At 48.8% G+C, this 18,328-nt stretch carries 19 protein-coding genes and 1 pseudogene; all 20 read right to left on the reverse strand.

Going from position 1 to position 18,328, the window contains the following annotated elements; genetic code table 11:
• Positions 1 to 212 precede the first annotated feature (212 nt).
• Positions 213 to 911 carry a 30S ribosomal protein S2 gene (gene rpsB / locus AC0VZ8_RS21420; protein ID WP_071220108.1) on the reverse strand — a complete coding sequence of 233 codons (699 nt, stop codon included), beginning with the start codon at positions 909 to 911 and terminating at the stop codon, positions 213 to 215.
• 238 nt (positions 912 to 1,149) lie between these two features.
• Positions 1,150 to 1,749, reverse strand: a complete 600-nt coding sequence (locus AC0VZ8_RS21425; protein WP_475484332.1) for an endolytic transglycosylase MltG — start codon at positions 1,747 to 1,749, stop codon at positions 1,150 to 1,152.
• Positions 1,746 to 2,291, reverse strand: coding sequence for a hypothetical protein (locus tag AC0VZ8_RS21430; protein WP_475484333.1), 546 nt, complete (start codon positions 2,289 to 2,291; stop codon positions 1,746 to 1,748). Before AC0VZ8_RS21430 ends, AC0VZ8_RS21425 begins: the two co-directional genes overlap by 4 nt.
• Before the next feature lie 25 nt (positions 2,292 to 2,316).
• Positions 2,317 to 2,627: pseudogene (locus tag AC0VZ8_RS21435) on the reverse strand (hypothetical protein).
• A gap of 58 nt (positions 2,628 to 2,685) precedes the next feature.
• Positions 2,686 to 4,095 carry a DUF342 domain-containing protein gene (locus AC0VZ8_RS21440; protein WP_071220104.1) on the reverse strand — a complete coding sequence of 470 codons (1,410 nt, stop codon included), beginning with the start codon at positions 4,093 to 4,095 and terminating at the stop codon, positions 2,686 to 2,688.
• Between the two features lie 30 nt (positions 4,096 to 4,125).
• A complete protein-coding gene (locus AC0VZ8_RS21445) occupies positions 4,126 to 4,914 on the reverse strand; it encodes a FliA/WhiG family RNA polymerase sigma factor (RefSeq protein ID WP_071220103.1) in 789 nt (262 codons plus the stop codon).
• A 15-nt stretch (positions 4,915 to 4,929) separates the two neighbouring features.
• Positions 4,930 to 5,331: a hypothetical protein gene (locus tag AC0VZ8_RS21450; RefSeq protein ID WP_071220102.1), complete on the reverse strand. Its 402-nt coding sequence runs from the start codon at positions 5,329 to 5,331 to the stop codon at positions 4,930 to 4,932.
• A gap of 3 nt (positions 5,332 to 5,334) precedes the next feature.
• Positions 5,335 to 5,832 carry a chemotaxis protein CheD gene (locus tag AC0VZ8_RS21455; protein ID WP_260065151.1) on the reverse strand — a complete coding sequence of 166 codons (498 nt, stop codon included), beginning with the start codon at positions 5,830 to 5,832 and terminating at the stop codon, positions 5,335 to 5,337.
• Positions 5,825 to 6,418 carry a chemotaxis protein CheC gene (locus tag AC0VZ8_RS21460; protein WP_251035541.1) on the reverse strand — a complete coding sequence of 198 codons (594 nt, stop codon included), beginning with the start codon at positions 6,416 to 6,418 and terminating at the stop codon, positions 5,825 to 5,827. Before AC0VZ8_RS21460 ends, AC0VZ8_RS21455 begins: the two co-directional genes overlap by 8 nt.
• 36 nt (positions 6,419 to 6,454) lie before the next feature.
• The gene (locus AC0VZ8_RS21465) at positions 6,455 to 6,916 is read right to left on the reverse strand and encodes a chemotaxis protein CheW (protein WP_475484334.1); all 462 of its coding nucleotides are present in this window, start codon (positions 6,914 to 6,916) and stop codon (positions 6,455 to 6,457) included.
• Between the two features lie 51 nt (positions 6,917 to 6,967).
• Positions 6,968 to 9,037 (reverse strand): chemotaxis protein CheW, encoded by a 2,070-nt coding sequence (locus tag AC0VZ8_RS21470; protein ID WP_475484335.1) that lies wholly within the window; start codon positions 9,035 to 9,037, stop codon positions 6,968 to 6,970.
• A 23-nt stretch (positions 9,038 to 9,060) separates the two neighbouring features.
• Positions 9,061 to 10,398 carry a protein-glutamate methylesterase/protein-glutamine glutaminase gene (locus AC0VZ8_RS21475; RefSeq protein WP_071220097.1) on the reverse strand — a complete coding sequence of 446 codons (1,338 nt, stop codon included), beginning with the start codon at positions 10,396 to 10,398 and terminating at the stop codon, positions 9,061 to 9,063.
• Positions 10,399 to 10,436: 38 nt separating this feature from the next.
• Positions 10,437 to 11,327: a MinD/ParA family protein gene (locus AC0VZ8_RS21480; protein WP_260065148.1), complete on the reverse strand. Its 891-nt coding sequence runs from the start codon at positions 11,325 to 11,327 to the stop codon at positions 10,437 to 10,439.
• Positions 11,324 to 12,772 carry a flagellar biosynthesis protein FlhF gene (flhF, locus tag AC0VZ8_RS21485; protein ID WP_475484336.1) on the reverse strand — a complete coding sequence of 483 codons (1,449 nt, stop codon included), beginning with the start codon at positions 12,770 to 12,772 and terminating at the stop codon, positions 11,324 to 11,326. The genes AC0VZ8_RS21480 and flhF overlap by 4 nt, the downstream gene beginning before the upstream one ends.
• The gene (gene flhA / locus AC0VZ8_RS21490; RefSeq protein WP_071220094.1) at positions 12,769 to 14,802 is read right to left on the reverse strand and encodes a flagellar biosynthesis protein FlhA; all 2,034 of its coding nucleotides are present in this window, start codon (positions 14,800 to 14,802) and stop codon (positions 12,769 to 12,771) included. Before flhA ends, flhF begins: the two co-directional genes overlap by 4 nt.
• A 24-nt stretch (positions 14,803 to 14,826) precedes the next feature.
• Entirely contained in the window at positions 14,827 to 15,915 is a 1,089-nt protein-coding gene (gene flhB, locus AC0VZ8_RS21495; protein ID WP_260065709.1) for a flagellar biosynthesis protein FlhB, read from the reverse strand.
• A gap of 20 nt (positions 15,916 to 15,935) precedes the next feature.
• Positions 15,936 to 16,724 carry a flagellar biosynthetic protein FliR gene (fliR, locus tag AC0VZ8_RS21500; RefSeq protein WP_475484337.1) on the reverse strand — a complete coding sequence of 263 codons (789 nt, stop codon included), beginning with the start codon at positions 16,722 to 16,724 and terminating at the stop codon, positions 15,936 to 15,938.
• Positions 16,725 to 16,735: 11 nt separating this feature from the next.
• Positions 16,736 to 17,005, reverse strand: a complete 270-nt coding sequence (fliQ, locus tag AC0VZ8_RS21505; RefSeq protein ID WP_071220092.1) for a flagellar biosynthesis protein FliQ — start codon at positions 17,003 to 17,005, stop codon at positions 16,736 to 16,738.
• Positions 17,006 to 17,045: 40 nt separating this feature from the next.
• Positions 17,046 to 17,798 carry a flagellar type III secretion system pore protein FliP gene (gene fliP / locus AC0VZ8_RS21510; RefSeq protein ID WP_071220091.1) on the reverse strand — a complete coding sequence of 251 codons (753 nt, stop codon included), beginning with the start codon at positions 17,796 to 17,798 and terminating at the stop codon, positions 17,046 to 17,048.
• Positions 17,795 to 18,319, reverse strand: a complete 525-nt coding sequence (locus tag AC0VZ8_RS21515; protein WP_071220090.1) for a FliO/MopB family protein — start codon at positions 18,317 to 18,319, stop codon at positions 17,795 to 17,797. Before AC0VZ8_RS21515 ends, fliP begins: the two co-directional genes overlap by 4 nt.
• Between the last annotated feature and the right edge of the window lie 9 nt (positions 18,320 to 18,328).

The following is an 18,328-nucleotide window of genomic DNA, read 5'->3' on the forward strand; positions in this document are numbered from 1 at the left end:
GCGTTTGGTCCTCAAGAAAACCATCATTCTTTGTTCTCTCCAAGATTCCAGACCGCATTAAGTAGTTGTTCTTCCCCTGAGATGCCAGGCTCCGGATTTCACACATATTCGCACGTTATCCGTTCTAACATCTTAAAAAAAGGGCAGTGAGAGGTTATACACCTACCAACCACCCTTTTCATTTAATTCATGGTTTATACGTTTAATCCCGATTAAGCAGTTGTTTCTTCGCCTTGGTGAGCTTCAACAACGGCATCGGCCATTTTACCAGTCAACAATTTGACAGCGCGGATCGCGTCATCGTTACCTGGAATTACATAGTCGATTTCATCCGGATCACAGTTCGTATCAACGATACCAACGATTGGGATACCCAATTTGCGAGCTTCCGCTACTGCGATGCGCTCTTTGCGAGGATCGATAACGAACAATGCGCTTGGAAGACCCTTCATGTTCTTGATACCGCCCAAGAATTTTTCAAGACGATCTTTCTCTTTGCGGAGAAGGATAACCTCTTTCTTAGGCAATACTTGGAACGTGCCGTCCTCTTCCCAAGTTTCGAGCTGCTTCAAGCGGTTGATACGCTTTTGGATCGTTTCAAAGTTAGTCAAAGTTCCGCCGAGCCAACGTTGGTTGATGTAGTACATACCGCAACGTTCTGCTTCTTCCTTCACGGAATCTTGAGCTTGTTTTTTCGTGCCGACGAACAGGATTGTACCATTCTCTCCAGCTACGCTTTTTACGAAGTTGAAAGCTTCTTCAACTTTCTTGACCGTTTTTTGCAGGTCGATAATGTAGATACCGTTTCTTTCAGTGAAGATAAATTTATCCATTTTCGGGTTCCAGCGACGAGTCTGGTGACCGAAGTGAACGCCAGCTTCCAAAAGCTGTTTCATGGAAATTACTGCCATCTTCACGCACCTCCTAAGTTTGGTTTTTGTGTGTCCCTCCGCCGAGATCATTTTTCATTAAGACTCCCAATCCTGGAAGCACCCTCAACGAAATCACTCTGGCGTGTGTTTTAACACCGTCAATTACTATAACATAACCATGGGCAGGTTGCAATGTCTTTTATGTACTTCATCAGGTCCAGCCAATCAAGAGCTTGAAGAGTTCCTATAAAGAAAAAAACCTCTCTCAACCGGAGTGCTAGTTGGAGGGTTTTGTCGTGATTTTCGTGATGATCGAATTGTAACTCTCGCCTGCCGTAAACGAGTATGTACCGCTCAGGATCTTGGTGTTGATTTTATTCTCGGTAGCTTTAGTGATGAATGCCTGTTTATTGTCAATGACGCCGGCATTCATAAGGCTGTTTGCTACATCGCTGAGATTGTTTCCGGATGGAATGTTTACTTTAATCTGCGCTTCCGCTTTAGCCGGTGTTTTCGGCTTCGCCGGATTCGTTACCCGGGGGGATTCCTGTTTCTTCTCCTCGCCCGGTTCAGGCTTCTTCGGCTGCTCCGGTGCTTCCGGCTGTTCCGTTCCCGTCTTCTGTGCAGGATCGGCTCCTTCGGACTCGCCGCCCTCACCAAGCTTCTTCTCTTCCCACTGCTCCGCCGTCAACAGCTCGTCTGAACCTTCGACGACTTGCATATCCAAAGCTTCCGCTGCAGCAACCAGCTGCTCCTTCGTTAATTCCTGCGTCTGTGATGCAGTTGTGCCTTGACCGATCCACATCAGCTGAAGCAGCACTGCACCGATCACGAGACCACTTCCCAGGCCCATCATAAATGTACGGTTCTTGATCACACGGACTCCTCCTGTTTGGCCAACTGAATAATAAGTTGAACTTCGCCTCGCTGAAGACCCGTGGTCTTGGCAATCATATCGATGGACTTTCCTTGTTCATATAGATCAAACAGCTCCGCGTATCTGGATTTGATGGAATGTACAGGAGGTGCAGGTTCAGCTTCGGAAGTCGCTGCAGCTGCTCCTGCGGACAAAGAAACGGTCGCAGCGGCTTGCACAAGCTTCTCTTCCGCCAGTCGAAGACGCGTTTGCGAATCGGTCATCTTCTCCTCCATGGCCAGCATGCGGTGCCGCAAATCACTGACCTGCTCTTGATGTGCTTGCTGCTTGGCATCCAGTTCTTTTTTCATCTGGCTAACCAGTTCCACCAACTGTTCGTTCTCATTTTGGATTTCCGCCATGTATCCTTCAAGCGTGTTCTCCACTTCTTTTACAACCCGCTCGCTGGACACGGTCTCTTCACGGCGTTTCGGCAGCATAAAAGCATACAGCACGGCGGCAATGCCAAGCAGCACGATATATATCCATGGTTTCAAATCCATTAACTCCTTTATGCCTATAAATTATCTAGAGCGAAACATCGAAATTTTTGCCTTTATAAGGATGCTCAGCCGGCTGCTCCACTGTTTCGCTTGATTCTGCCGCTCCCCGGCCATGTTGCTGCCCAGAGGATTGACGGCTACCGTCATCGCGCACGGCTGTCTCCGCCGTCTCACTCACTTCCGTGCTTCGCTGGCTTCCGCACGGCTGTTCTTCGTTAATTCACCCGCAAGCAGTGTCTGATCATTCATCGGTCGCTGCTGGGTTTCATTATGCATCTTGCCCGCTTCATTGGTTCTGGGGACCGCAATTTGCATCTCAACCGATTTCAAACTCAATGGAATCACCTCATAATATAGGATCATGTCCACAAGCATTTAAAACGTATGTTTTGACCTACAAGAGCGGCACCATGGTGATATCCCCTTCATGATAGTAAAAAGAAACCCGCTGCGTGGGATCCTTAACAAAGCGGGTATACCGCCCTATGACAATTTTGGCTCCGCCGTAGATCGTCTTTACCACATTCACTCTTGCTTTGCCGGTATCCTCCAGCATCTTCTCGATTTCCAGCATACGGTCCTTGATATCGGCTTGTTCTGCCATGTTTGATTTCTTGGTCGCATTCAGCTTAATCCGCAGCGCTAGCTTGTCTGGCGACAATTGACCCGAGGAAGCTAATTGATTCAGAAGATAAAGCGCTTTATCGGTTTTATCCATACTTTCTAAAGATTGCTTCAATTGGGCTCTGAGATCCGCAAGTTCATTCCGCAGCTCAGGCAGCACGCCGACTTCAACAACAGTAGCCGTCGACATGCTGTTTCCGATCGTTCGCGCAACGACCTTTTCCCCGGCCTGCAGAATGCCGCCCACCACGAGCCCCTTCATCCCGTTGCATTCGATATTCTGAACCGCGCGGATATTGGAATGCATGATGCTCTGTGAGACGAATACGCTAGCGCCGGCTATGACGTTTCCATCCTGGATGAACGAGCTTTTGACATCCTGGCCCGCCTTTACATAGCCCTTATTGTAACCGATGATTCCGCCGGATATATCGATCGAACCTTCAGCCTCCAGCTCGGCTCCTTCCACAAAGCCGGTAACTCGAATATCCCCTGCTGCCTTGATTCTGAATCCGGTAAGCACATTGCCGCGAATGACCACCGTACCGACAAAATCGATATTGCCAATACTGTAATCAACATCCCCGTTAATCTCATATACCGGAAACACATTGATTTTTCCTTTTTCAGTTTTGGTGAGGAGTCCGTCAAGGGCAGCGTACATTGCAGTTTTCTCGGCGTTAACAACGACGTTCTTCCCCACCTTGAAATGAGCTTCCTTACCCGGTTTGCTCGGAATCTCCTCTCCGGTCACCGCAGTTCCGGGGACTCCTTTTGTTGGCGGGATTCGGGTTGCCAGCAGCTGGCCTTTCTTTACATTATTTAAACGAATCACTTCTTTATAGTCCACTTTGCCATCTTCGATCTCCAGCGGCTTCAGGTTCGTCTCATTCCCAAAATTAACGGTAAATTCGATTCTGCCGTTCTGTCCGTGCATAGGTTCCGTTCCCATGGCAATCGGCGTTCTACTATATTGATATTCCTCCGCATGTTCTGCGATTCGCCGCAACGTATCATGTTGAAGTCCATATCGTACCTGGTGACTTCTCAGAAATTGTTCAAGAGCTTCTACAGAGCAAGAGAAATCCTTCTCCCACTTGGTGAACTGTATATAGGCGACGACCTTGTCATCCGATAGCGTAACGCTAAAGTACTGATCCAATGCATAATCTACAGACAATCCAGGAACCCCCTTCATAAATGGCAAGCGTCAATCGTTTTGCATCAGCAAATCCCGATCTTTATCGAGCGCGCCCCGAAGTCTCAATATCGCTTTGGAATGAAGCTGAGATATTCGTGAAGGTGATAGCGACATCACCTCAGCAATTTCGCTGAGTGATAAATCCTCATAATATAATAAGGAAACTACGGTCCGCTCTTTCGGGGTTAATTTACCGATACCCTTCATCAGGGCTTCTCGCAGATAAAATTCATGGACCTTGTGATCCGGATTTTTCGCTTTCTCATCAACCAGGAGCGACATTCGGGTCTCAGACTCCTCCTCGCGGATCGGATCCTCCAGAGATGTCAATGTCATGACCGCTACTTCCTGCAGCATGTGCCGGAACTCCTTCTCAGTCACATCAAGGTAATCACTCATCTCGGAATCACTGACGCTGCGTAAATACTTCTGTTCCAACTGCTGATATGCAGTTTCAATCTTCTTCGCTTTCTCGCGGACGGAACGCGGCACCCAGTCCCCTTGGCGCAGCGAGTCCAGAATAGCCCCGCGCACACGCCAAGAAGCATAGGTTTCGAACTGCAGCCCTCGTTTGTAATCAAACTTTTCGATGGCATCAATCAGACCCATTACCCCATTGCTGGCCAAATCTCCCTTAGAAACGTTCTTCGGAAGACCGATAGCCAAGCGGCTTGAAACATAGTCAACGATGTGCAAATGATATTCGATTAGTTTCTTCTTCGCTTCATGGTCTCCATCTTCCTTCCATGCGCTCCACAAATCCGCATGGTTTAGCACAGAAGCTTTACGTTCGTCCAATTGCCTTCACCCTCCTTATTTTTCCGTAAGGTGACGAACGGCCTTGGCCAGTTCTTCGGGTTCTTTCGTTGAAACCAGCTTAGGAGGATTTAGCGGTACAAAGTCTCCATTCTCTTTGCTGCTGGATTCGGAATGGATTAAATCCATCAATTCCCGATCCTCATCAGGCGTGGATAAATCAAGAACAGTTCCTCGGTCTTGCTCCCGCTGCGTGTCGACGTCCCCTTGAACAACGGCTCGCGGACCCGTAATGGCAGCAAACATCCAATTCAGCAGGAACGCCAGAAGAAACCAAATCACACATGCAAGGAGAGCCCGATACATGCTAGTCATCCACAGATTGTTACGTATGGAGAATATAAACGTGAACACAAAACCGGCAATTCCAGTCATCAGATAAAAACGGAGTTTTCCCATTAGCTACAATTCCTTTATGCCCTTTTGTACGCTTCGTATTGTAAACTTACCCGTTGCACAGTCCAACTCAACGGTTCTTCCATAATTTCCTCCGGTATCCTCGGCAATTAGCGTAATCCCCATCTGCTCGAGCCCAGCCTTGCAAGACTCTACATTACGCGGACCAATGCGCATGGTGTCACCCGAGCCGGCAAAAGCAAACATTTGAGCTCCCCCGGCCATTTTGGCTACCATACGTGCCGGAGACGCACCCAAATTCCTCATCTGATTCAACAGGATCGGAAGAGCCGTATCGGCGTATTTGGCCAGGTTTAGCTGCCCTTCTCTGGCAATCGCTGAAGATGGAAGCATTACATGCGCCATTCCACCAATCTTCGTCACCGGATCATACAACGTCAGTCCGACGCACGAGCCGAGTCCCGTTGTACGCAAAATACCGTTCGGACCTGCGACGTTCAGATCCGCCATGGCTACTTTCACTATGCTTTGTTCTTCAATCATGCTCTAAAGGCACTCCTAAAGCTTCGAAAATTTGAGCAAATGATTGTGGATCAGGTATCAGGAAGAACTGGCCTTCCACCTCGTTCTGCCCTTCTAGGAACGTCGTGTTGATTAAGAGGGCATCGTCTCCCATTTCTCCGAACTGCAGCAATCCATAACTTAAGATGGCACCTGCCATATCCATCGCGAGGGCCGGCACCGTAGGTGTCATGGACAGATTGGTCAGATCGGCAAGCGACGATAAGTACGAGCCTGACAATATGTTTCCGATCTCGCATAATGCGGACTGCTCCATCTCGGAGAATTGTTCCTCATCCGACACTTCAAAGCCCGCCAGATTCTGCAGTAAATTCTTCCCGGCTTCCGGACTCATAATAAAGAAGAGATTGCCCGGCGCACTGCCTTCCACCCGTAAAAATACGGCAAGAACGAGCTGTTCGCTTCCTCCTACACTTTCGGCAATCTGCTCAAAAGGCAGGAGTTGAACTTTGGGTACAGCCATATCAATAGGTTTGTTAAGCAAGCGGGAGAGGGCGGTTGCCGCATTGCCCGCTCCGATGTTTCCTACTTCCTTCAAAACATCCATTTTGATTTCCTTGCCATGCTTAAACAGCTCCACTGTCTACTCCTCAAGGCCTTCCAGCTGAATAATCTCACTCTTGTTCAGCACTTCGGACAGATTCAGCATGACGAGAAGGCGCTCCTCTCCTACCTTCGCGACACCGCGAAGATATTTCGCTTTAATCCCGCCGACCACCTCAGGCGGAGAGTCAATGCTGTCCGTATTCAGATCGATGACATCACTAGCGGAATCTACGATAAAGCCTACCTGCATGTCATTGACAGCTACGATGATAACCCGCGTTTGATCGGTTACTTCCACCTCGTCCAATCCAAAACGGCCGCGCAGATTGATTACAGGAATGACGACGCCTCGAAGATTAATAACACCTTTTACGAAAGCATAAGTCTTCGGAACACGCGTAATGGGCATCATTCGCTCAATGGTTTGAACCTTGTCTACCTCGATGCCGTATTCTTCCTCCCCAAGTTTAAAGACAATAACCTTGATTTCTTCTCCCATGAATAAGTCCTCCTTCAAAATGTGTGGCCTGCCGTGCTTGATAGCAACGATTTATTTGATAAATGCATTTGCGTCGATGATAAGAGCGACCTGTCCATCCCCGAGGATGGTTGCTCCGGATACTCCCTGAATGGCAGGCAGATATTTACCGAGATTTTTAATGACGATTTCACTCTGACCGATAAAATCATCGATGGTGAGTGCCGCTAAACGATCCCCCTTGCGGATCACAACGATCTCCGTTTCTTCTTCCAGCTCTTCATCAAAATCTGGAACTTCAAACAAACGGCTAAGCGAGATGACCGGTATCAGCGATTCACGGAACTGGATCATGCGGCTGCCGTGAACATGTTTGATTTGCCCGCGCTTGATGATGCCCGTTTCAACAATGGAGGAAAGCGGAATCGCGTATTTTTCGGACCCCATCCGAATCAGCATAGCTGCTATGATAGAGAGCGTTAATGGAAGCTGAACGGAGAAGTTCGTGCCTTTTCCCGGCGTCGAGTAGATGGTGACGTTACCGCCCAGGGCAACGATTTTGGATTTAACAACGTCAAGCCCAACGCCTCGGCCGGATACGTCCGAAATTTTCTCAGCGGTGCTGAATCCCGGCGCGAATAGCAGTTGATTGACCTCGTCATCGGTCATGGTCGCTGCTTCGGCCTCCGTCACAACGCCTTTTGCCAGCGCGTTCTTCAGAATCTTGTCACGGTAGATACCGCGTCCATCATCCTCAATCTCAATGAAGACATTGTTGCCGCTGTGGAACGCACGCAGATGCACGGTTCCGGTCTCCGGTTTACCGGCAGCGATACGGTCGGCAACAGGTTCGACGCCATGGTCTGCCGAGTTTCGCAGCAAATGGACCAGCGGGTCACCAATCTCATCAATAACCGTACGATCCAGCTCTGTTTCAGCTCCGGTAATAATCAAATCAATTTTTTTGTCCAAGGTTTTGGCAAGGTCCCGCACCATCCTAGGAAAACGGTTGAACACCGTGTCCACAGGCACCATGCGCAGTTTCAGGACGATATTCTGCAAATCGCTGCTTACGCGGCTCATGTGCTCAACCGTGTCCGTCAGCTCCTGGTTCTTGGACTCGCTGGCCAGCTGCTCAAGGCGCACCCGATCAATCAGAAGCTCGCTGAACAGATTCATTAGAACATCGAGCCGTTCAATATCAACCCGGATCGTTCTTGAAGGATTACCTCCCCCAGCATTTCGGGCGGGTGCCTTGGATTCTTTGACAGGCGCTGAAGTTCCTTTGCCTTCCGGTGAAGCTGCAGCTGCTTGGGATGCTTCTGAAACTTGCGGTTTGACAGCTTCTGCTGTAGCCGCGCTCTCCTGTACCATTTGCTGCAAAGTTTCATGATCGAGCGCCACAACCGTGGTAGTCTCGATCTCCGAAACGCCCAGAATCTGGCTTTCAATATCTTGCGTTTCTCTTTGCGTTATGTAATACAACGAAAATACGCGATCGAATTCACCTTGTTCAATCTCTTGAACGTCCGGATACGTCTTGACGATTTCCCCGGATCTTTCCAGCGTTTCGAATACCATGTAGGCACGAACCGCCTTGAGTTGGCAATCCTCTCGCAATGTCACTTGGATATATAGAACCTTATGTCCTTCCGAAATCGATTGATCAAGCACGGAGAATTGAAACTCATCCAATTCAATGCCCTGAACGGCCGCAACAGAGCTATCTCCTTCGGCAGCTTCCCCAGCAGGTGTTGCCCCTTCTCCACGCACAATCGCCTGCAAAGATGCCACGATAGAGGAAACATCCGCTTTCCCGTCTCCGCCGTTGGTGATATCCTGCACCATCGATTCAAGAGCGTCCAAGCTTTTGAAGAGCGTGTCAAAGATAAAATCCTGCATCTTTAACTTTTCGTTTCGGACAAGATCCAGCACGTTTTCCATCTGGTGGGTAAGCGAAGCCAGATCTTCGTATCCCATCGTTGCTGCCATACCCTTCAATGTATGAGCCGATCGGAAAATAATCTGTACGATCCCGATATCGTCCGGGTTGCTTTCTAATTGAAGCATGTTTTCATTTAATGATTGCAGATGATCATTTGACTCATCAATAAACATTGTCAAATATTGATTCATGTCCATTGAGAGACACCTCCTCTTCAAGTTCACTTTCCGTTATTTACAGCTTGAACCATTCTAGGTGCGATATCATGTAGTGGCAGAACGTGGCTTACACATCCGAGCTCAACAGCTGATCTCGGCATCCCGTATACGACGCAGGTTTGCTCGCTCTCCGCGTAGGTGGATGTCACTCCTGTATCATAAAGCTTCTTCATCATTCTCGCTCCATCGCTTCCCATGCCGGTCATCAGTACCGGATGACGCTTAATCATGGTCAATGGCAGTAAGGATTCGAACAGCACATCTACAGATGGACGGTGACCGTTGCGGGCCTCATCCTCACTGATCCTGATTTGGTAAACGCCGCTGTCCGAACGGCAAACCCTCATATGGCTGCCTCCAGGAGCAATGTAGGCTTTGCCCGGTTCCAATACCATCCCTTGTTCAGCTTCCATGACTTCCAGCTGACTGAATGAATTCAGGCGCTGTGCAAGCGATTTGGTAAAGCTCGGCGGCATATGTTGAACGATGACAATCGGGGCACAGAAGTCACCGGGAATGGGCTCGAGAAAAGCTTTCAATGCTCTTGGCCCGCCGGTCGAACAGCCCACCGCAACCAAATCCGTCAATTCCATTGATTGCGGTATCTTTGCTTCACGGAGCTGAAGACTCTCGTTCTCTGGAAGCGCGACTGGAACAAAGTCTGCAACCGGCTTGCGATCTGCTTGTTTTCGCCTTGGTCCAGCGTGCTCTGCTCCTTCCGCAGCAGTAGACACCTTCTTTTCCACAGTTCGAGATGGCGGGATACGGGGCGACTCCTTTAGCTTGCTCCGTTGGTCAGTCTGGCTGACCGTTGTTCTCTTCTCAATCACCTGCGGCTTCTTGATCAGCGTTTTGTCAGAAGGCTTTGGCGAAAGAGGAACCGTTATGTCCGCACTCCGTCGTCTCTGCTCTTCTTCTTCCCACAATGCCCTCCGCTGTTTAGCCTGCATCGCCGCATTCAGTTGCTTCATTAGTTCTGAACGCACCTGCTCAATATCAAGCGCATTAGAAATGGAAGGCTTTCGTATAAAATCAAATGCTCCTGCCTCAAGGGCAAGAATGGTCTCTTTCATGCCTTGCTCATTAATGCCGGACAACATAATGACCGGACGGGGACCCGATTCCATAATCAGCTTCAGAGCATCAAGGCCGTTCATTTCCGGCATTTCTACATCCAATGTAATGACATCCGGATTTAATTCCTTTACTTTCCGAACGGCATCAAGACCGTTATCAGCTGTTCCGACAACTTGAAAAGATGGGTCACGCTCGATGAAATCGGAAAAGATTTTCCTCATAAATGCGGAATCGTCAACGACAAGCACACGAAAAGGCTTCATAGATGTCCACCTCAGTTTCCATTAATCCAAGCAAAGAATCATTTCGTACGTTTGAGCCACCGATGCATAAATCCTTTGATTCCCTTCGGAGCTTCAGGCTCTGTGGCAGCAGGGACGGTCATGTAGCGAAGCGCGATCCGTCTGATATCGCTGGAGGCGTTACATCGCGGATAAGCTGTTGTAAATGGGACCTGCCGTTTAACCGCCTGGACAACATGCGTATCATCAGCAATCGAACCCAGCAGCTTGATGTCGATATCCAGGAAACGCTGGGCCGTCAAAATAATTTTGCCCGCTGCTTCACTTGCCTCCTCTTCATCTCCCGCACGATTGACAATCAGGCTGAACGGAACCTGACATTCCGTGCCGTGCACCACCTTGATTAACGCATAGGCATCTGTGATGGACGTCGGTTCCGGCGTCGTGACGACTAGGCATTCATCAGCCGAAGTAATAAACCTCATATTTTCCTTGGACAAGCCAGCTCCCGTGTCAAAAATGATATAGTCCATTTCCGAGGAAATAATTTCAATCTGTGAAATAAAATAATTCATTTCCTCTTCAGACAGGGACATCATGTCAGCCAAACCGGAACCTCCGGCAATGTAAGGAAGCTTGTCAGGTCCGTATTGAATTACTTCTTCAATGCTCTTCTCCCGGCGAATGAGATGATACAAGCTGTACCGGGAGCTCACGCCCATAAGAACGTCAATGTTTGCCATCCCGATGTCGGCATCAAACACCAATACCTTTTTGCCCATCGACTGTAAAGTCAGCGCAAAATTCAGCGTGAAATTGGATTTCCCAACCCCGCCTTTACCGCTGCTGACCGTAATAATCTTGGCGGTTCTTGGGGATGTTGGTTTAACGCTGTTCCCTGATTGCTGAGAAGAAACCAGCTGGCGGAGCGATTGAGCTTGATCCGTCATGTACGAATCTCTCCCAGCAGCAGATGGCATAACCGCTCGCTATCGGCCATCAGCAGATCATCCGGCACATTTTGACCATTGGTCATATAGGACAAGCGAAGGTTATGGGCATCAATCAGATTAAACAAGGAGCCGTAGCTGCCGGTCTCATCCATCTTCGTGAAGATGACCTTATCAAGTTCGTATTTGCTGAAATGATCCGCGATTTCGATCATATCGCTGCTCTTGGAGGTCAGGCTGAGCACAAGATAGGTTTCGCTTTGATCGGAATGGGAGAACAGGCTTTGAAGCTCGGAAACGAGCAGCTCATTCCGATAGTTCCGACCTGCAGTATCCATCAACACCAAATCACAATCCTGCAGCTTCTGAAGGGCTCGCTGCATATCACCGGGCGATTGCACGACTTCCATCGGCACATTGAGAATGGATGCATAGGTGCGCAGCTGTTCAACGGCAGATATCCGATACGTATCGGAAGTGATAAAACCTACCTTGCGTTGGTTACGGAACAGCTGCTCTGCTGCGATCTTCGCGATCGTGGTTGTCTTGCCGACCCCTGTCGGACCGGCAATATATACAATCCGGGTCTCGGGCTGAACACCGCCGCCAATACGTCCCTCAAGGAACGCCTCGGCTTGCTTGTAAATCACGTTCTGCAGCTCGGCCTCGCTCATCTGCATATGACTGGCTTGCCAGGCTTCTTCAGCGGCAGTGAGCCACTCTTCCGTCAGCTTGGCCGAAAGATCCTGCTTAAGCAGCTGATCCCGAATGAAATGCAGCGGCTCGGGAAGCTGCTGCGCTTCGAGATTTTGCCTGGACAATCGCGCGATCCATTCCTTCATTTCCTTAAGCTCTTCAAGGACTCTTTGTTCGGATTCACTAATTCCCAAACGGGAGCTTAATGGCTCCTCCTGTCCTCCACGAGAAGACTTATCAGACTTCACAGATTCAACTGATGCAGCCGTTTCCGCTTGATCGCATCGCATCGCGGTTTGTGCAGGTGCTGCAGGCTGTTGCCCATGACCCGCTTCATCCTTGTAACTGTTAACGGCCTCCTCGGAAGCAGCAACCTGGCTAAGAATATCTGCAAAACGACTATAGTCATCCTCCTGCTGTACGCCGGAGGTTGTATCCGTGTTATTCACGGAATTCGTGGAGGCTTGTGAACCAGGCTTTGAAATTTCAGCCGTTCGTTGATAGGCCTTGGGTACGGCACCAGAAGGTACGGCAGGCGTAACTTTGGACTTCATCGGAGCAGAGCCTTTGGATTTCTCCGCTTGCTCTACTGCGGCGATTACCTCGATCTTCTTGCGGGTAAACATACCCAGGAATCCGCCCACCTTGGTTTCCTTCGTACTCAGTATGACGGCATCCGCACCTAAATCCGTACGAATGTGCTGCATCGCCTCAGGCATCGTGTCGACGATATACCTCTTCACTCTCATAAGTTCACCACTCCGACACTTTGAATTTCGACGTTCGGCTCCAGCTCACTATAAGACAACACCGGAATATCCTGCATGCTTCGTTCAATAACCTGCCTTAAATACATTCTTATGGCCGGTGAGGTAAGCAGAACAGGCTGCTGCCCCATCTGAATGATCCGGTTAACCTGTTCACTGAGCTTCTGAAACACGCTCTGTGTCGATGCCGGGTCCATGGCAAGATAGCTTCCTTGGTCGCTCTGCTGGACGCTTTCGGCGATCTTCTTCTCAAGCTGCGGTCCAACCGTGATGACCCGCATAGCCTCTCCCTCTTGAGCATATTGCTGGGTAATCTGCCGCGAGAGAGCTTGTCTTACATATTCGGTAAGGACATCGGGATCTTTCGAGTAATGTCCATAATCCGCAAGGGTCTCGAGAATCGTGACCATGTCCCGAATCGAGATTTTTTCGCGGAGCAGCTTAGCCAATACCTTCTGCACCTCTCCAATAGTCAGCACGGAAGGAATGAGCTCGTCCACAAGGACCGGATAGCTTTCTCTGATGTTGTCAACCAATGCCTTAGTCTCCTGGCGTCCAATCAGCTCATGGGCATGTCTCTTAATCAACTCGGTCAAATGGGTAGCCACTACGGACGGTGGATCGACTACGGTATATCCGGCAAGATCCGCCCGCTCTTTCATGGCTTCATCTATCCAAAGCGCTGGGAGCCCGAAGGCGGGTTCAGTCGTTTCGATCCCCGTTACGGAATCATCCTCGTACCCAGGGCTCATGGCGAGGTAGTGATTTAATAATAATTCACCGCCGCCGACAGCATTCCCTTTTATTTTTATGACATATTCATTCGGTTTTAGTTGAATATTGTCGCGAATTCGGATAACCGGTACGACAAGTCCCAGCTCAAGTGCGCATTGTCTCCGAATCATAATGATCCGGTCCAATAAATCTCCGCCCTGCTGCGCATCTGCGAGCGGAATCAACCCATACCCGAATTCGAATTCGATCGGGTCAACCTGAAGCAGGTTGATCACACTTTCCGGACTTCGAACCTCTTCGATTTGTTGTTCCTCCTCCATCTGCTCCACCTCGACCTGCTTGCGATCCAGATTGTTCTGCATCCTCCGTGCCGCAATAAATAAGATGAGCGCAATCGGTGCGGTCGTAATCAGGTGAATGGGTGTGAAAATCCCTAGCAACAGAACGGTACCTGAAACAATGTACAATAGATGAGGGTATGAGAAGAGCTGCCCTGTCAGATCCTCCGCCAGGTTCCCTTCCGAAGAAGCTCTTGTAACAATCAGCCCCGCTGCAGTGGAAATCAAAAGCGCCGGAATCTGACTGACCAATCCGTCCCCGATCGTCAGGATGGAGTATGTGCTCATCGCGTCTCCGAATGACATTCCGTGAATCGAGATCCCGATGATAAATCCGCCGATCAGGTTGATCAGCATGATGACAATCGTAGCGATGGCGTCACCCTTAACGAATTTACTTGCACCATCCATAGCCCCGTAAAAGTCGGCTTCCCGCTCGATTTTTCTTCTCCGCTCCCTGGCTTGCTGCTCATTGATCAAACCTGCGTTCAGATCCGCATCGATACTCATCTGTTTACCAGGCATCGCATCGAGCGTAAATCTTGCCGCAACCTCTGCTACCCGCTCCGAGCCTTTGGTAATCACGATGAACTGTACAACAACGAGGATCAAAAAGACGATGAACCCAACCGCAATTTCGCCATTCGCTATCCACTTACCGAACGTGGCTACAACCTCGCCCGCATTAGCTTCCGACAGAATCAGCTTCGTAGTCGAAATGTTAAGCGCTACACGAAACAGTGTCGTGATGAGCAATAAGGAAGGGAAGATGGAGAAGTCCAGGGCTTCCTTCGTATTCATGGCCACCAGCAAAATAATAAGCGCCAGCGAGACATTGATAATCAGGAGTACATCGAGCAGCCATACCGGGATCGGAAGAATCATCATGAGTACGATGCCAATGACACCCGCAAGGACAGATAGATCTTTTATTTTCACTGCAATGACGCCTCCGGTCCCTAATTATTTCACTTTACCTTTTAGTTTATATACATAGGCCAGCACTTCCGCTACGGCCTGGAACAGGTCTCCCGGAATCGAATCCCCGATTTCCGACCGTTGGTACAAAGCGCGTGCCAGCGGCTTGTTTTCCATCGTTATAATTCCGTGTTCCTTCGCTATTTCTTTAATCCGCAAGGCCATGAAATCCTGACCCTTCGCAATGATCTGCGGAGCTTCCATCATGGACCCGTCATACTTGATCGCCACTGCAAAGTGGGTTGGGTTCGTGATGATAACGTCGGCATTCGGGACTTCCTGCATCATCCGCTGCAGTGCCATCCGACGCTGGCGTTCCCTGATCTTCCCTTTGATCAGCGGATCGCCCTCCATCTTCTTGTACTCGTCTTTGATGTCCTGTTTGGACATTCGAATGTTTTTCTCATAATCATATTTCTGATACATGTAATCCAAAACGGCCAGAATGATCAGCCCGATGGCAATCTTAAAACCCAGTGACATGGTGATATCCGCCACGAAATGAAAAATGGTGTCGGGACCCATCGTCGATAAGGACGATAATCCTTCCCTGGCAGCCCACAAGGTGGTGTACACGAGGTAGCCGATGATGGTCAGTTTAATGACCGATTTCAAAAACTCGACCAAGGAACGCATCGAGAATATGTTCTTGAACCCTTTGATGGGATCGATTTTACTGAACTTCATTTTCAAAGTCTCGCCCGTCAGCATAAACCCGACCTGCAAGTAATTGGCGATCAGCGCAACAACGAAGATCGAGATAAACAACGGAGCCAGCAGAAGCAAGATTTGAACACCGTACTCCCCGAATAACTGCATCACATTGTCTTTCGTTACGTCCATGGAGAGCCGATTAATATAAATGTCAATAAACAGTCGAACAGTGCGGTCTCTCATATACCCGCCGAAAATTAACAAGCAAAAGAATGCGGCCAGCAAAACCGATGCACCCGATACCTCCATACTCTTGGCAACTTGGCCTTTCTTACGTGTATCCTGGCGTTTCTTCGGTGTGGCTTTCTCCGTCTTTTCGCCAGCGAACAACTGTAAGTCGACCGGATACCGGTATGACATCCGCTTCACCTCCATCCTCCTTAAGTCGGCCCGTCGCCAAGAACGCCGAGTAGCTGCCGGAGTGCTTCAAACATTTTGGCAAACAGATGATCAAATAGTGACACCAGCATCGGCATGAGCAGCATCAGCAGCACGAGTCCAACGATGATTTTGATGATTATACCGATAACAAATACATTGAACTGCGGCGCCGTCCTTGCCAGAAAGCCAAGCCCGACATCGGTCAGGAACAAAGCGGCTACCAGCGGAGCGGCCATTTGAAGTGCCAATACAAAAGAGTGTGAGAATGTCCGTACGAGAAAATCCGTCACATTACCGTCATGAATCTTCCCAAACACATCCCCCGTAATCGGAATCCAATCATAGCTGTACATAATCGCATCAAACAGGTAGTGATGGCCATTCATGCTCAGAAACACCAGTAGAGCAAGATAATACTTGAAGTTACCGATTAATGGACTGGAAGTCCCCGTAAAAGGATCGATGACATTTGCCATGCTGAACCCGATCTGAATGTCAATAAATGCGCCTGCCGTTTGGACGACGGTCATAATAAGATAAGCAGTGAAACCAAGCAGCAGTCCAACCAATACTTCCTGGACAATTAATATGACGTAAGACAGATCTTGCGGAACCACTTCTCCGATCCCGAACGAAAAATATACGATCAGGGCGATGATGGCCGAAAGGCCTATTTTGTAAGAAGGGGGTATACCGCGTGAAGTAAACACTGGCGATATTACAAAAAAAGCTGTTATTCGACAAAATATAAGCATAAAAACAGGTAAACTTTGCTGCAACCATTCCATGGACACTCAGCCTATCCGATATATTTGTAGAGATTGTCCAAAATTCCGTGGGTAAAATCCACTAACGTCGTTAATATCCAAGGACCAAACAGCAATAATGATATAAGTACGATAATAATTTTTGGTACGAAAGCCAGCGTCTGTTCCTGGATTTGTGTTGTCGCTTGAAAAATACTGATGATTAGTCCGACAACCAGTGCGAGAACCAGCATCGGTGCGCTCACCTGGAGCACAATATAAACCGCTTGTCCTGCCAGACCGATAATAAATTCAGCGCTCACGGCTAAGTCCCCCTGTATTCGAATTACTTGCCGCTTATTGCTACGTGTTAAAGCTCATCAGCATGGATTTCACTACCAAATACCAGCCGTCTACCAGCACGAAAAGCAAAATCTTGAATGGCAGCGAGATCATGACCGGCGGCAGCATCATCATACCCATCGCCATCAGCACGCTGGCAACCACGATATCGATGACCAGAAACGGAATGAAGATCATAAAGCCCATTTGAAAGCCCGTCTTCAGCTCACTAATGGCAAATGCCGGTACCAAAACCGTTAATGGAATATCCTCATAAGATTCGGGTTTCTCTGCGCCTGTGTAATTCATGAACAACAATAGATCCTTTTCCCGTGTGTGCGCGAACATGAATTTCTTTATGGGATCTTGAGCCTTATCCAGTGCTTCCGCTTGGGTGATCTCACCTTTCAGATAGGGCTGCAGCGCTACATCATTCATTGAAGACAACGTCGGAGCCATTACGAATAAGGTAAGAAACAGAGCCAGGCCGATCAACACTTGGTTTGGCGGTGTTTGCTGTGTGCCGAGCGAAGTACGGACAAAGCCAAGCACGATAACAATCCTTGTAAAACTAGTCATCAGCACCAGTATCGCCGGTGCAATGCTAAGAATGGTGATCAGGAGTATCAAGGACAAGGAGCTTGTCCCCGGTGTATCTCCCTCATTGCCGATTTGAATATCGATGTTTGGAATCGGATCCGCAAATACCGTATGGGAAAACAGAAATCCAAACAATATGAAAATCGCGATGGCGTACGAGATCTTTTTATTCATGAATCTTTATGATCCTCCCGCAGCAATTCTTCAACCTTTTCTTTCCGGTTCGGTACGCTGCGCAGCTTGGACTCGAACACTTCATGGAAAGAAGATGTATCGTCCAATTCCATTTCTTCCGGTGGTTTGTCTTTACGGAGTTTTGCCGCCAGTTTCGTTATAAAAGGCGGCAGTGCCCCATTATGTATTCCAGAATCCTGTTCAAATGCAGCTTGGATAAGCGCAACTTCAGCTGGATCAGAAATTTTGTCCACCAACCGGACGTCTTCGCCAACTCCGATCACATAGATGCTGCCCCCAATTTCGACGAGCTGAAGGGATTTGTTAGGGCCCATCCCAACCGCACCCAAAGTACGAATGGAGCGGCCCTGCATCCAGCTCTGATTCTTTCTGCTGAGAAAGCGAATCAGGAACACGATCAACGCAACGATGATGGCAAGTACGATAAAGACATAAAATAACTGTAAATAATACCCGGTAGTACTACTTGAGCCTAATCCATCAGAAGCTGCCATCATCATAAGAAGAAT

Source organism: Paenibacillus sp. QJM3NY_38, assembly GCF_056173265.1.

Coding starts and splice junctions, on each gene's coding strand:
- AC0VZ8_RS21455 (WP_260065151.1), bottom strand. CDS start 5,832: ATGATTGAAGAACAAAGCATAGTGAAAGTAGCCATGGCGGATCTGAAC.
- AC0VZ8_RS21475 (WP_071220097.1), bottom strand. CDS start 10,398: ATGAAGCCTTTTCGTGTGCTTGTCGTTGACGATTCCGCATTTATGAGG.
- flhB (WP_260065709.1), bottom strand. CDS start 15,915: ATGTCATACCGGTATCCGGTCGACTTACAGTTGTTCGCTGGCGAAAAG.
- AC0VZ8_RS21450 (WP_071220102.1), bottom strand. CDS start 5,331: ATGGGAAAACTCCGTTTTTATCTGATGACTGGAATTGCCGGTTTTGTG.
- fliP (WP_071220091.1), bottom strand. CDS start 17,798: ATGAATAAAAAGATCTCGTACGCCATCGCGATTTTCATATTGTTTGGA.
- AC0VZ8_RS21430 (WP_475484333.1), bottom strand. CDS start 2,291: ATGGATTTGAAACCATGGATATATATCGTGCTGCTTGGCATTGCCGCC.
- flhF (WP_475484336.1), bottom strand. CDS start 12,772: ATGAGAGTGAAGAGGTATATCGTCGACACGATGCCTGAGGCGATGCAG.
- fliR (WP_475484337.1), bottom strand. CDS start 16,724: ATGGAATGGTTGCAGCAAAGTTTACCTGTTTTTATGCTTATATTTTGT.
- AC0VZ8_RS21480 (WP_260065148.1), bottom strand. CDS start 11,327: ATGACGGATCAAGCTCAATCGCTCCGCCAGCTGGTTTCTTCTCAGCAA.
- rpsB (WP_071220108.1), bottom strand. CDS start 911: ATGGCAGTAATTTCCATGAAACAGCTTTTGGAAGCTGGCGTTCACTTC.
- AC0VZ8_RS21515 (WP_071220090.1), bottom strand. CDS start 18,319: ATGATGATGGCAGCTTCTGATGGATTAGGCTCAAGTAGTACTACCGGG.
- AC0VZ8_RS21470 (WP_475484335.1), bottom strand. CDS start 9,037: ATGGACATGAATCAATATTTGACAATGTTTATTGATGAGTCAAATGAT.
- AC0VZ8_RS21465 (WP_475484334.1), bottom strand. CDS start 6,916: ATGGGAGAAGAAATCAAGGTTATTGTCTTTAAACTTGGGGAGGAAGAA.
- AC0VZ8_RS21460 (WP_251035541.1), bottom strand. CDS start 6,418: ATGGATGTTTTGAAGGAAGTAGGAAACATCGGAGCGGGCAATGCGGCA.